This is a genomic window from Micromonospora fulviviridis (assembly GCF_014648395.1).
GTDB classification, from domain to species: Bacteria; Actinomycetota; Actinomycetes; order Mycobacteriales; family Micromonosporaceae; genus Micromonospora; species Micromonospora fulviviridis.
Genome location: NZ_BMRA01000001.1, coordinates 342,070 through 355,002, shown reverse-complemented (window position 1 = coordinate 355,002; position 12,933 = coordinate 342,070). Strand labels below are relative to the sequence as shown.

The 12,933-nt window shown below is 72.5% G+C and carries 12 protein-coding genes, 1 tRNA gene and 1 pseudogene; 12 read left to right on the top strand and 2 right to left on the bottom strand.

The genetic code is table 11. The features are described 5' to 3' along the window. Positions 1-11: 11 nt before the first annotated feature. The 5 genes from rsmA (at position 12) to IEY96_RS01630 (ending at position 4,943) form a co-directional block, all read left to right on the top strand. Entirely contained in the window at positions 12-881 is an 870-nt protein-coding gene (gene rsmA, locus IEY96_RS01650; protein ID WP_189193011.1) for a 16S rRNA (adenine(1518)-N(6)/adenine(1519)-N(6))-dimethyltransferase RsmA, read from the top strand. 84 nt (positions 882-965) lie between these two features. Beyond that, on the top strand, positions 966-1,919 hold the full coding sequence (locus tag IEY96_RS01645; RefSeq protein ID WP_107075488.1) for a 4-(cytidine 5'-diphospho)-2-C-methyl-D-erythritol kinase: 954 nt from the start codon (positions 966-968) through the stop codon (positions 1,917-1,919). A gap of 88 nt (positions 1,920-2,007) precedes the next feature. Then, entirely contained in the window at positions 2,008-3,807 is a 1,800-nt protein-coding gene (locus IEY96_RS01640) for an ABC-F family ATP-binding cassette domain-containing protein (RefSeq protein WP_189193010.1), read from the top strand. Positions 3,808-3,899: 92 nt separating this feature from the next. Beyond that, on the top strand, positions 3,900-4,355 hold the full coding sequence (locus IEY96_RS01635) for a DUF4383 domain-containing protein (protein WP_189193009.1): 456 nt from the start codon (positions 3,900-3,902) through the stop codon (positions 4,353-4,355). Between the two features lie 114 nt (positions 4,356-4,469). Beyond that, entirely contained in the window at positions 4,470-4,943 is a 474-nt protein-coding gene (locus IEY96_RS01630) for a DUF4383 domain-containing protein (RefSeq protein WP_189193008.1), read from the top strand. Positions 4,944-4,950: 7 nt separating this feature from the next. On the opposite strand, the gene IEY96_RS01625 is transcribed toward IEY96_RS01630, so the two are convergent. Next, positions 4,951-5,634 carry a TetR/AcrR family transcriptional regulator gene (locus IEY96_RS01625; RefSeq protein ID WP_189193007.1) on the bottom strand — a complete coding sequence of 228 codons (684 nt, stop codon included), beginning with the start codon at positions 5,632-5,634 and terminating at the stop codon, positions 4,951-4,953. A 41-nt stretch (positions 5,635-5,675) separates the two neighbouring features. Then, positions 5,676-6,647 (bottom strand): acyl-CoA desaturase, encoded by a 972-nt coding sequence (locus IEY96_RS01620; protein ID WP_189193006.1) that lies wholly within the window; start codon positions 6,645-6,647, stop codon positions 5,676-5,678. A gap of 120 nt (positions 6,648-6,767) precedes the next feature. Here IEY96_RS01620 and IEY96_RS01615 point away from each other — a divergent pair, with 120 nt between their 5' ends. The 7 genes and pseudogenes from IEY96_RS01615 to IEY96_RS01585 all read left to right on the top strand — a co-directional run bounded on the left by IEY96_RS01615 (position 6,768) and on the right by IEY96_RS01585 (position 12,862). Further along, positions 6,768-7,508, top strand: a complete 741-nt coding sequence (locus IEY96_RS01615) for a resolvase (RefSeq protein ID WP_189193005.1) — start codon at positions 6,768-6,770, stop codon at positions 7,506-7,508. A 48-nt stretch (positions 7,509-7,556) separates the two neighbouring features. Continuing rightward, positions 7,557-7,627 (top strand) — tRNA-Gln (locus IEY96_RS01610). Between the two features lie 73 nt (positions 7,628-7,700). After that, positions 7,701-9,227, top strand: a pseudogene (gene glmU, locus IEY96_RS01605) (bifunctional UDP-N-acetylglucosamine diphosphorylase/glucosamine-1-phosphate N-acetyltransferase GlmU). 52 nt (positions 9,228-9,279) lie between these two features. Further along, positions 9,280-10,260, top strand: a complete 981-nt coding sequence (locus IEY96_RS01600; RefSeq protein ID WP_091260632.1) for a ribose-phosphate diphosphokinase — start codon at positions 9,280-9,282, stop codon at positions 10,258-10,260. Between the two features lie 295 nt (positions 10,261-10,555). Then, a complete protein-coding gene (locus IEY96_RS01595) occupies positions 10,556-11,248 on the top strand; it encodes a 50S ribosomal protein L25/general stress protein Ctc (RefSeq protein ID WP_189193003.1) in 693 nt (230 codons plus the stop codon). 96 nt (positions 11,249-11,344) lie between these two features. Further along, complete coding sequence (gene pth, locus IEY96_RS01590) at positions 11,345-11,935, top strand: aminoacyl-tRNA hydrolase (protein ID WP_189193002.1); 591 nt, start codon at positions 11,345-11,347, stop codon at positions 11,933-11,935. Between the two features lie 93 nt (positions 11,936-12,028). Beyond that, complete coding sequence (locus tag IEY96_RS01585; protein ID WP_189193001.1) at positions 12,029-12,862, top strand: inositol monophosphatase family protein; 834 nt, start codon at positions 12,029-12,031, stop codon at positions 12,860-12,862. Positions 12,863-12,933 lie beyond the last annotated feature (71 nt).

Genomic DNA, 12,933 nt, shown 5'->3' with positions numbered 1-12,933 from the left:
GGATGCCCGGCGTGACCGGTCTCCTCGGCCCGGCGGAGATCCGGGAACTCGCCGCGCGGCTCGGCGTGTCGCCGACGAAGAAGCTCGGCCAGAACTTCGTGCACGACCCCAACACCGTCCGCCGGATCGTCACCACCGCCGGGCTCGCCCCGGACGACGTGGCGCTGGAGGTCGGCCCCGGGCTCGGCTCGCTCACCCTGGCCCTGCTCCCGGTGGCCGCGCACGTGCACGCCGTGGAACTCGACCCCACCCTGGCCGCCGCGCTGCCGGAGACCGCCGCCCGCTTCGCCGGCCCGGACGCCGCCCGGCTCACCGTGCACCCCGGCGACGCGCTGCGGGTCACCGCAGCCGAGCTGGCCGACCCGGCGCCGACCGCGCTGGTGGCGAACCTGCCGTACAACGTGGCCGTGCCCGTGGTGCTGCACCTGCTCGCCGAGCTGCCCACCCTGCGGCACGGCCTCGTGATGGTGCAGAAGGAGGTCGCCGACCGGCTCGTCGCCGGTCCCGGCTCCAAGGTGTACGGCATCCCGTCGGTCAAGCTCGCCTGGTACGCCCGGTCCCGGGCCGCCGGCAAGGTCCCGCCGAACGTCTTCTGGCCGGTGCCGAACGTCGACTCCGGGCTGGTCGCCTTCACCCGGCGCGAGCCGCCCCGCGCCGACGTACCCCGGGAGGCCGTCTTCGCCGTGGTCGACGCGGCGTTCGCGCAGCGCCGCAAGACCCTGCGCGCCGCCCTCGCGGGCTGGGCCGGCGGCGCCGACCGGGCCGCCGCGGCGCTCACCGCCGCCGGCGTCGACCCCGGCGCCCGCGGCGAGTCACTCACCGTGGAGCAGTTCGCCGCCATCGCCGCGTCGGCCCCGACCGCTCCGGCCGCCGCCCGTTAGGCTGGCGCCGTTGCCCGACCCCGCCGAGGAGCTGACCGTGCAGAAGCCGTTCGACATCCGCCTGCGCCCTCGGGACATCGCCCCGTGACCGAGGCCTGGCGACCGGACGACGAGGACGGGCAGCGGCGCGGGGCCAGCGGCCCGGTGAAGGTGCGGGTGCCGGCCAAGGTCAACCTGCACCTCGGGGTGGGGCCGCTGCGCCGGGACGGCTACCACGAGCTGAACACCGTCTACCACGCGATCTCCATCTACGACGAGCTGACCGCCCGCCGGGGCGACACGCTGACCCTCACCATGGAGGGCGAGGGCGCCGGCGAGCTGGCCCTGGACGACACCAACCTGGTGATCCGGGCCGCCCACGCCCTCGCCGGCTACGCGGGCGTCCTGCCGCACGCCCGGCTGCACCTGCGCAAGCAGATCCCGCTCGCCGGCGGGCTGGCCGGCGGCAGCGCCGACGCGGCCGCCGCGCTGGTCGCCTGCGACGCGCTCTGGGGCACCGGGCTGTCCCGCGACGAACTGGCCGGGATCGCCGCCGACCTCGGCTCCGACGTGCCGTTCCTGATCCACGGCGGCACCGCGCTCGGCACCGGGCGGGGCGAGGCGGTCAGCCCGGTGCTGGCCCGCCCCACCTCCTGGCACTGGGTGGTGGCCGTCGCCGACGGTGGCCTCTCCACCCCGGCCGCCTACCGGGAGCTGGACCGGCTCCGCGACGCCGGCACCGCGGGGGAGCCGCTGGGCAGCACCGACGGGCTGCTCGGCGCGCTGCGCCAGCGCGACCCGCGGGTGCTCGCCGCCGCCCTCGGCAACGACCTCCAGGCCGCCGCGCTGACCATGCGCCCGTCGCTGGCCGAGACGCTCAAGGCGGGTGAGGCGGCCGGGGCGCTCGCCGGCCTCGTCTCCGGCTCCGGCCCGACCTGCGTCTTCCTCGCCACCGACGAGGCACACGCCGGGCGGATCGCCGCCGACCTCACGGCAGCCGGCGTCTGCCGGGAGGCCCGGGTCGCGCACGGCCCGGTCGCCGGCGCCCGCATCGTCTGAGCCCCGCCGGCCCCGCCGGCCCGGTCCGCGTACCCTTGAGGTGGGCGTCCCGGGCACCGGGGCGCCTTTGATCATGAAAGGTGGGTCCGTGGCCAACATCGTCAACCTGGACCGGGTGTCCAAGGGGTACGGCGCCGCCGGGCCACTGCTCACCGACGTCTCGCTCGGCCTCGACGACGCCGACCGGGTCGGGGTCGTCGGCCTCAACGGCGCCGGCAAGTCCACCCTGCTGCGCCTGCTCACCAAGCAGGAGGAGCCCGACGACGGCCGGGTCACCCACCGCCGCGACCTGCGGGTCTCCTGGCTGCCGCAGACCTTGACCCTGGCCCCCGAGGCCACCGTCCGGGACGTGGTGCTCGGCACCGCCTGGCTCGGCGAGAGCATGGGCGCCGAGCACGAGTGGGCCGGCGACGCCGGCGTCCGGGCCATCCTCGACGGCCTCGGCATGCCCCACCTCGGCCTCGACGCGGCGGTCGGGACGATGTCCGGTGGCGAACGCCGCCGCGTCGCGCTCGCCGCCCTGCTGGTCCGCGAGGCCGACCTGCTCATCCTCGACGAGCCCACCAACCACCTCGACGTCGGCGGCGTCGACTGGCTGGCCCGGCACCTCGTCACCCGCAAGGGCGCCCTCGTCGTGGTCACCCACGACCGCTGGTTCCTCGACGCCGTCTGCACCACCACCTGGGAGGTCGCCGACCAGACCGTCCGGGCCTACGAGGGCGGCTTCGCCGCCTGGACCCTGGCCCGGGTCGAGCGGCAGCGGGTCGCCGCCGCCACCGAGGCCCGCCGGCAGAACCTGCTCCGCAAGGAGATCGCCTGGCTGCGCCGGGGCCCGCCCGCCCGGACCTCCAAGCCGAAGTTCCGGATCGACGCCGCCAACGCGCTGATCGCCGACGTGCCGGAGCCCCGCGACACCATGTCGCTGCAACGGCTCGCCACCGCCCGGCTCGGCAAGCAGGTGTACGACCTCGACCAGGTCACCCTGCACGCCGGCCCGAAGGAGATCCTGCACGACACCACCTGGCAGGTCGGCCCCGGCGACCGGGTCGCCATCCTGGGCCGCAACGGCGCCGGCAAGACCACCCTGCTGCGGATGCTCGCCGGGGTGACCCGCCCCGACGGCGGCCGGTTCGCCGCCGGGCAGACCGTACGCCCCGCGTTCCTCTCCCAGGAACTCGCCGAACTCCCCGGCCACCTGCGCGTCCTCGAAGCCGTCGAGGAGGTGGCCCGGCGGGTGCAACTCGGCGACCGGGAGATCAGCGCTGCCCAGCTTGCCGAGGTCTTCGGCTTCGACGACCGGCGGCTCTGGACCCCGGTCAGCGACCTCTCCGGCGGCGAGCGCCGCCGGCTCCAGATGCTGCGGCTGCTCGCCGGCGAGCCCAACGTGCTCCTCCTCGACGAGCCCACCAACGACCTGGACACCGACACCCTCGCCGCGCTGGAGGACCTGCTCGACTCCTGGCCCGGCACCATCGTGGTGGCCAGCCACGACCGCTACCTGATCGAGCGGGTCACCGACGTCGCGTACGGGATGTTCGGCGACGGCCGGCTGGTGCACCTTCCCGGCGGGGTCGACGAGTACCTGGCCCGCGCCGCGGCGGGCGGCGGCCCGGCGCCCGCCGACCTCACCCCGGCCGCGGCCGCCCCGGCCCGCGAGGGCCTGTCCGCCGCCGAGGTACGCACCGCGAAGAAGGAACTCAGCCGGCTGGAGCGGCAGATCGCCAAGCTGGAGCAGAAGGAGGCGACGCTGCACGAGCAGCTCGCCGCGAACGCCACCGACTACGCCCGGGTCGCCGAGCTGGACGCCCAGCTCAAGGAGGTCCGCGCCGAGCGGGACCGCACCGAGGAGACCTGGCTGGCCCTCGCCGAGGAGCTGCCGGCCGGCTGAGCCCGACCGGGTGGGGGGTGTGCGGCGTCACTGACGGGCGTACGGGACAATCGCAGGCGACCCCTTTCCCGTTCGGTCTTGGAGACGCAGAGATGGCCCACACCCCCGTCAACCACCCCGCGCGGCCTGTCTACCGGGCGATCGGCGGGCTCGTTGGTCTGTACTTCGTCGTGTTCGGCGTGCTCGGCATCATCGCCAGCGCCGGCAACGACGTCCTCGCCCAGGACGACACCAAGGTCCTCGGCCAGGGCACCAACCTCGGCTTCTCGATGCTCGCGATCCTGCTCGGGGCCGCGATCCTGCTCGGCACCGTGATCGGCCGCAACCTCGATGTGGCGATCAACCAGTGGCTCGCCTACGTCCTGATGGTCCTCGGCCTGGCCGAGCTGGCGTTCCTCCACACCGACGCCAACATCTTCAACTTCTCGATCCTGACCGACATCGTGGTGCTCACCCTCTCCCTGGTGCTCCTGATGGCCGGCATGTACGGCAAGGTCGGCACCGACGACGAGCACGAGGCCTGGCAGAAGGCCCGGCTGGTCCTCTGACCCCAGCCATACCCGAAGGCCCGGCATCCGCCGGGCCTTCGGCGTTTTCCGGGGACGGGAGCGGGCCGCGCGGGGGACAATTGCGCCAAATCAGTCACCAGACCGGAGGCTCCCATGGCGCACATCCCGGTGAACCACCCCGCCCGGCCGCTCTACCGGGTGCTGTCCGGGCTCATCGGCCTCTACATCCTGGTCTTCGGCGTCTACGGGGTCTTCGAGACCTGGGGCGACGGGCTCTTCAGCCGGGAGAACACCACGGCCCTCGGCCTCCGCACCAACCTGGCGTTCGCGCTGGTCTCCGTGGTCTTCGGCGCCTTCCTCATCATCGGCGCGTCCCGCCGCGGCAACCTCGGCCACTACATGAACCTGACCGCCGGGGTGGTCTTCCTGGTCACCGGCATCCTCATGATGGCCGTGCTCCAGACCTCGGCGAACTTCCTCAACTTCTCGATGGCGACCGTTCTCATCTCGCTGGTGTTCGGGCTGGTCCTGCTCGCCACCGGCCTCTACGACAAGGTCGGCACCGACGAGCACGCCGCGGACGAACGGCGCCGCCGCGAACACCCCATCGCGGAGGCTCACCGCTGAGCCCGGCTCAGCCCCGCTTGCGGACCGTGATCAGACCCGGCTTCGCCTCCAGGTGCGACAGGCCGTTCCAGGCCAGGTTCACGAGATGCGCCGCCACCGTCTCCTTCCGCGGCTTGCGCACCTCCAACCACCAGCGCCCGGTCAACGCCACCATGCCCACCAGCGCCTGCGAGTACAGCTCCGCCAGCTTCGGGTCGTAGCCCCGGCTGGAGAACTCCGCACCCAGGATGTGCTCCACCTGGTGCGCCACGTCGTTCATCACGCTGCTGAAGTTGCCCGTCGCCGACATCAGCGGCGACTCCCGGACCAGCACCCGGAACCCGCTGGTCTCCTCCTCGATGTAGGTCAGCAGGGTCAACGCCGCCTGCTCCAGCAGCTCCCGCGGATGCCCCGCCGTCAACGCCGTGGTGATCCGGTCCAGCAGCGAGCGGACCTCCCGGTCCACCACCACGGCGTAGAGACCCTCCTTGCCGCCGAAGTGCTCGTAGACCACCGGCTTGGAGACCTTCGCCCGAGCCGCCACCTCCTCGATCGACGTGGCGTCGAACCCGCGCTCGGCGAAGATCTGCCGGGCGATCGAGATCAACTGCTCGCGTCGCTGGGTCGCGGACATCCGTACCCGGGAAGGCTTCGCCGCCGGGACGGCCCGCCTGCGGGCGGGGCTGGCGTCGCTGCCGGGAACGTCGGTCACCCGGCCCATCCTGCCAAACCCGCCCCGCGCCCATCGACCGGTTACCGCGCCGGCCCGCCGCGCACCTGCGCCGGCTCCACCAGCTTCGCCGAGATCCGCTCCGGTTTCGGCCACCGCACCGACCAGGCCGCGCCCGCCTTCTCCAGCAGCCAGATCACCCGCGCCGACGGATCGACCTGCCCGCGCAGCACCCCGTGCCGCGCGCTGGTCGGCTCGGCGTGGTGCAGGTTGTGCCAGCTCTCCCCGAACGACAGCAACGCCAACGGCCAGAAGTTCGACGCCCGATCACCCTGCCGCACCGCGAACGGACGCTCGCCGTAGACGTGGCAGACCGAGTTGATCGACCAGGTGACGTGGTGCAGCAGCGCGATCCGGACCAGCCCGCCCCAGAAGAACGCGGTCAGCGCGCCCTGCCACGACCCGGTGAGCAACCCGCCCATCGCCGCCGGCCCGAGCACCGAGACCACCACCAGCACGGGGAAGAGCCGGTCGACGCGGCGGGTGATCGGATCGGCCAGCAGGTCCGGGGCGAACCGCTGCCGGTTCGACAGCTCCCGGTTGAACAGCCAGCCGACGTGCGCGTGGAACAGCCCCTTGGTCAGCCCACCGATGCTCTCCCCGAACCGCCACGGCGAGTGCGGGTCGCCCTCCTGGTCCGAGAAGGCGTGGTGCCGCCGGTGATCGGCCACCCACTGGATGATCTCGCCCTGCACGGCGAACGAACCCGCCACCGCCAGGACGGCCCGCAGCCAGGGTTTCGCCTTGAACGAGCCGTGGGTGAAGTAACGGTGGTAGCCGACGGTGATGCCGAGGCCGGACAGCACGTACCAGAAGCCGGCCACCAGCAGGTCGGTCCAGCCCAACCAGCCACCCCAGGCCACCGGCACGGCGGCCAGCAGGGCGAGGAACGGAACGACCACGAAGGCCCAGAGTGCGATCAGGATGCCGGGGGACTGGTGGCCCTGGGTCAGCGGCTTCGGCCCGCTGTCCGGGCCCGTCAGGGTGGTCGACATGGCACCTCCCAGTGGTACGGGCTACGCCTACGTCACCGTAACCAGGAGCGTGCTAGATCGCAGCGGACACGTCGATCCGTCAATGGACGACCTGTCGTACGTCCGTCCTAACCTGCCGACGTGACCGACCGTGAGCCTCCCGCCACCGGCCTCCCTCCCTACCGTGGACGCAAGCCGGAGCTGTACGCGAAGGCTCTCATCCTGCGGCGGGAGGGTTGCCCGGTCGGCGAGATCGCGTCGCGGCTGCGGGTGTCGAAGTCGACCGCTTACCTCTGGACCCGGCACCTGCCGCTCGACCCGGAGCTGGTGCTGAGGCGACGCCGGGCGGGTCAGCGGGCCCGCGCGGACGACCAGTGGAGCGGGCACCGGGCCGCTCGCGACGCGGCCCGGGCCGAGACCGTCGCGGCGGCCGCCCGTTGGGTGCGTCACCTGCGCTACCGCGAACTCGTGCTGATCGGCGCGGCGATCTACTGGTGCGAGGGCGGCAAGGCCAAGCCGTGGCGTCCGCACGACTGTCGGATCAAGTTCGTGAACAGCGATCCGATGCTGGTGACGCTCTTCCTGCGTTTCCTCGACGCGCTCGGCGTGCCGCCGGCCGACCGGCGTTACCGGGTGAGCATCCACGAGACCGCTGACGCGGTGGCGGCGGTCCGCTGGTGGGCGGCGCTGGTCGAGGTGCCACCCGACCGGTTCCAGCGCACCTCGCTGAAGCGGCACCGGCCGCTCACCACCCGCAAGAACGTCGGCGACGACTACCGCGGCTGCCTGACGATCCACGTCGTCGGGGCGAGCCGGGTCTACTGGAGGATCGAAGGGATCATGAAGGGAATGACCGATGAGGATCCACCTGGCGACCGGTAAGGTGTAGGGCAGCCGCCGGACGGGCTGCCGTTTGCCCGTTTTCGACCTTCCCGGGTCGTCTAATGGCAGGACGTCAGGTTTTGGTCCTGATTATAGGGGTTCGAATCCTCTCCCGGGAGCTTCTGCTGTTTGCGTCCGCTCGCGTGGTTAGCATGGCCGCGAGACTGTCGCCGTCCCGACGGGAGCCACGTCGTGCCCCAGCCCCACCTCCGCACCGTTGTCGTGCTCGCCGCCGGTGAGGGCAAGCGGATGAAGTCGGCCCTGCCCAAGGTGCTGCACCCGCTGCTCGGTCGTACCCTGCTCGGTCACGTGCTGGCCGCGGCCGCGCCGCTGGGCGCGGACCGCACGGTGGTCGTGGTCGGCCACGGCGCCGACCAGGTGGGCGCGCACCTGGCCGAGATCGCCCCGGGGGCCACCCCGGTGCTCCAGGCGCAACAGCTCGGCACGGGCCACGCGGTCCGGATCGCGCTGGACGCGGTCCCGGAGGCGGCCGGCACGGTCGTGGTGATCAACGGGGACGTGCCGCTGCTGCGGGCGGAGACCGTGGCGGCCCTGGTCGAGGCGCACGAGGGCGCCGGCGCGGCGGCGACCGTGCTGGCCGCCGAGGTGCCCGACCCGACCGGCCTGGGCCGGATCGTGCGGGACGCGCAGGGGCGGCTGGCGCAGATCGTCGAGGAGCGTGACGCCACGCCGGAGCAGCGCGCGCTGCGGGAGATCAACGCGGGCATCTACGCGTTCGACGTGGCGCGGCTGCGGGACGCGCTGGGCAAGCTCTCCACCGACAACGACCAGGGCGAGGAGTACCTGACCGACGTCTTCGGCCTGCTCCGGGACGCGGGGGAGCCGGTGGCGGTGCACTGCGCCGCCGACCACGTGGAGACGCTGGGCTGCAACGACCGGGTCGAGCTGGCCGCGCTGCGGCGGCTGCTGCGGGACCGGGTGAACGAGGGCTGGATGCGGACCGGGGTGAGCATCCTTGACCCGCACACCACCTGGATCGACGTGACGGTGACCGTCGAGCGGGACGCGGTGATCGACCAGAACACCCAGCTCCAGGGCGCGACGGTGGTCGGCGCGGGTGCGCTGGTCGGTCCGGACACGACGCTGGTGGACACCACGGTCGGCGCGGGCGCGAGCGTGGTGCGCAGCCACGCGGTGGGCGCCGAGGTGGGCCCGGAGGCGAGCGTCGGGCCGTACGCGTACCTGCGGCCGGAGTCGCGGCTGGGCCGCAAGGCGAAGGTCGGCACGTTCGTGGAGACGAAGAAGGCCGCGATCGGTGAGGGCTCGAAGGTGCCGCACCTGTCGTACGTGGGGGACGCGACGATCGGCGAGCACAGCAACATCGGCGCGGCGACGGTGTTCGTCAACTACGACGGTGTGCGCAAGCACCACACCACGATCGGCAGTCACGCGCGTACCGGGGCGGACAACATGTTCGTGGCGCCGGTGCGGGTGGGCGACGGGGCGTACACGGCGGCCGGCTCGGTGATCATCGCGGATGTGCCGCCGGGCGCCATGGCGGTGGCCCGGGGTCAGCAGCGCAACGTCGAGGGCTGGGTGCTGCGCAAGCGGTCCGGCACGGCGGCTGCCGAGGCGGCGCAGCGGGCCCGCGAGGGTGCGTCGGACTCCACCGGAGCCGCAAGCGAAGGTGACTGAATCCACGGGGGGCCGGAGACCGTGGGAGGACCGGTGAACGCGGGGGATACTGCAACCGAATAGTCCCCGGCTCACCGCCGCCGGGAACCACCGACATACGGGAGCAGACGGGCCCATGGGCAGCATCGTCGCCGAAAACCGCAAGAGCCTGATGCTCTTCTCCGGACGGGGTTTTCCGGAGCTGGCCAAGGAGATCGGTGAGGTGCTCGGCGTCGCGCCGACCCCCTCCGACTCGTACGATTTCGCCAACGGTGAGATCTTCGTACGTTTCAAGGACTCGGTACGCGGTTCGGACGCCTTCGTGGTGCAGTCCGTGACGCACGGGGTCAACACCTGGGTCATGGAGACCCTGATCATGGTCGACGCGCTGAAGCGTGGTTCGGCCAAGCGGATCACCGTGGTCCTGCCGTTCTATCCCTACTCCCGTCAGGACAAGAAGCACCGCGGCCGGGAGCCGATCTCGGCCCGGCTGGTGGCCGACCTGCTGAAGACGGCGGGCGCGAACCGGATCCTGACCGTGGACCTGCACACCGCGCAGATCCAGGGCTTCTTCGACGGCCCGGTGGACCACCTGTTCGCCATGGACGTGCTGGCCGAGTACGTGGAGCACAAGTACGCGGGTCGGCCCATGACGGTGGTGGCGCCGGACTCGGGCCGGGTGCGGGTGGCCGAGCGGTGGACGGACCGGCTGGGTGGCTGCCCGCTGGCCTTCATCCACAAGACGCGGGATCCGCTGAAGCCGAACCAGGTGGTGGCGAACCGGGTGGTCGGCGAGGTCGAGGGCCGGGTCTGCCTGATCGTCGACGACATGATCGACACCGGTGGCACGATTACCAAGGCCGCCGACATCCTGAAGGAGTCGGGCGCGGCGGAGATCGTGGTGGCCTCCACCCACGCGCTGCTGTCCGACCCGGCGACCGAGCGGCTGAAGAACAGCCCGATCAGCGAGGTCGTGGTGACCAACACGCTGCCGCTGCCGCCGGAGAAGCAGCTCGACAAGCTGACCGTGCTGTCGATCGCCCCGCTGCTGGCCCGGGCGATCCGGGAGGTCTTCGACGACGGCTCGGTGACCACCCTCTTCGGTGGCCTGAGCTAGTTCCGGCGCCCGCCGGTGGCGGCCGTTCCGGACGGCCGCCACCGGCGGGAAAAGTCGGCCGGTGAGGTGTGGCCGGCGATGATGCGGGGACTGCCGGATGGCTCGGAAATCGCTCGGGTAGACTGGTGCGGTTGCCACGGCGAGGGTGCCCGGCGGGCTGCTGAAAAGCACCGCACGGAGGCGCCGTCATCGACGCGGTGCTCCGGGCGGTCGTTCATGACCTTGAGCCCCAGCGAGCCCCTCGCCCAGCACCGCCAGACGACAAGCCGCCGCGCGAAGCATCAGGAGTTTCCCCGTGTCCGAGGTAAAGATCAGCGCCGAGCCCCGTACCGAGTTCGGCAAGGGTGGTGCCCGTCGTACCCGCCGGGCCGGCAAGGTGCCCGCCGTGCTTTACGGCCACGGCGAGAAGCCCAAGCACATCGCGCTTCCGGCGCGTGAGTTCGCCGCCGCGATCCGCAAGGGCGGCGCGAACCAGCTCTTCGCTATCGAGGTGAGCGACGGCACCCAGGTGCTGGCGCTGCCGAAGGCGATCCAGCGTGACCCGATCAAGGACACCTTCGAGCACGTGGACCTGCTGCTGGTCCGCCGCGGCGAGAAGGTCACCGTCGAGGTCCCGGTCCAGCTGACCGGTGAGGCCGCGAAGGACACCCTGATCGTGCACGACCACGACACCCTCTCGGTGACCGCCGACGCCACCAAGGTGCCGGACCACCTGGAGGCGTCGATCGAGGGCGCCGAGGCCGGCACCCAGATCACCGCCGCCGACGTCGAGCTGCCGGCCGGTGTCGAGCTGGCCGCCGACTCGGAGATGCCGGTCGCCTCGGTGACCGCCGCCCCGACCGCCGAGCAGCTCGAGGCCACCCTCCCCGAGATCGAGGTCGCCGAGGAGGAGGCCGAGGCCGAGGTCGGCGAGGAGACCGCCGAGGGCCCGGAGGGCACTCCGGCCGAGGGCGAGCCGGCTGCCGAGGAGCCGAAGACCGAGGCCTGATCGGCCCGCAGGCTGTGCGACAGGCGTCCCCGGTTCCCGGGGGCGCCTGTCCGCGTATCGGAGGCGGGTCGTGGGGGAGAGCGGAAGGGACGTGGCGTGACGGACGAGGCGGGGCCGTGGCTGGTGGTCGGCCTGGGCAACCCCGGTCGGGAGTACGCGGGCAACCGGCACAACGTCGGCTTCATGGTGGCCGAGCTGCTGGCCGGGCGGGTGGGCGGTAGGTTCGGCCGGCACAAGCGGGCGGTGGCCGAGGTGGCCGAGGGGCGGCTGGGTTTCGGCGGCCCGAAGCTGGTGCTGGTGAAGCCGCTGACCTACATGAACCTCTCCGGCGGCCCGGTGGCCGGGCTGGCGCAGTTCCACAAGATCCCGCCGGAGCGGGTGATCGCGGTCCACGACGAGCTGGACATCCCCTACGGCCAGCTGCGGGTGAAGATCGGCGGCGGCGAGGGCGGCCACAACGGCCTGCGCTCGATGTCGAAGTCGCTGGGCACCAAGGACTACGTGCGGGTGCGGTTCGGGATCGGCCGGCCGCCGGGGCGGCAGGATCCGGCGGACTACGTGCTGTCGGACTTCTCCTCGGCGGAGCGCAAGGAGCTGGAGTTCCTGGTGGACCGGGCGGCGGACGTCGTGGAGTCGGTGGTCACCAAGGGTGTGGAGCCGACGCAGAACCTCTACCACGGCGCCTGAGGCGCCGGGCGGGGCGTGCCGGGTCGGTCGCGTCCGGCCCGGTAGTCTGCGCCTTTCTGGCGTGCGAAGCCGGGCGACGGGAGCGGGAACAGCATGGGCAGTCCTCCGATGATCGACGGCGCGTTCGCCCGGTGGTTGGCGGCGCGGGCCGGGCAGGCGCTGATGGGCCTGCGCGCGGAGCTGGGCTTCGCCGACGCGGGGGCGCTGAAGTCGGCCGGGGACAAGGTCTCGCACGACCTGATCCGCACCGAGCTGGCGAAGTGGCGGCCGGCGGACGCGGTGCTCTCCGAGGAGGACGAGGGTTCCCGGCTGGCCTGGACGGCCGAGGTGAGCGGCGACGCGGTGTCCCGGCTGAACGCGGACCGTGTGTGGATCATCGACCCGCTGGACGGCACCCGGGAGTTCGCCGAGGAGGGCCGCTCGGACTGGGCGGTGCACGTGGCGCTCTGGTCGCGCAGCGCGCCCACGCCGCACGGGCTCGTGGCGGGCGCGGTGGGGCTGCCGGCGCAGCACCGGGTGCTGGGCACGGACTACCCGCCGGCGTACCCGCCGATGACCCTGGAGGCCGCCACGGCGGGCGGCGGCAGGACCATCCGGTTGGCGGCCAGCCGTAGCCGTCCGCCGGTTTTCCTGTCCGATCTGGCAGAGGACATCGGCGCGCATCTGGTTCCGATGGGCTCGGCGGGCGCGAAGATCGCCGCTGTGGTCACCGGTGAGGTCGACGCGTACATCCACGCGGGCGGTCAGTACGAGTGGGACTCGGCCGCTCCGGTCGCTGTGGCGACGGCCACCGGACTGCACGCTTCCCGGATCGACGGATCTGCGCTGAAATACAACGAGGCCGACCCGCGCCTGCCGGACCTGCTGGTCTGCCGCAAGGATCTCGCCAGCCGGTTGCTTGCAGCGCTGCAGCGGCATTCCGGGTAGCCTGAGCGTTCTTCTTCACGAGTCCGACCGGAAAGGTCTGGAATCCCGATGTGCGGATCCGAGCGAATCGA

What these genes read in the sequence shown, in the direction of transcription:
- IEY96_RS01635 (WP_189193009.1), top strand. Translation starts at nt 3,900, where the DNA reads ATGGCCCACACCCCCGTCAACCACCCCGCGCGGCCTGTCTACCGGGCG.
- IEY96_RS01630 (WP_189193008.1), top strand. Translation starts at nt 4,470, where the DNA reads ATGGCGCACATCCCGGTGAACCACCCCGCCCGGCCGCTCTACCGGGTG.
- IEY96_RS01620 (WP_189193006.1), bottom strand. Translation starts at nt 6,647, where the DNA reads ATGTCGACCACCCTGACGGGCCCGGACAGCGGGCCGAAGCCGCTGACC.
- IEY96_RS01600 (WP_091260632.1), top strand. Translation starts at nt 9,280, where the DNA reads ATGGGCAGCATCGTCGCCGAAAACCGCAAGAGCCTGATGCTCTTCTCC.
- IEY96_RS01585 (WP_189193001.1), top strand. Translation starts at nt 12,029, where the DNA reads ATGGGCAGTCCTCCGATGATCGACGGCGCGTTCGCCCGGTGGTTGGCG.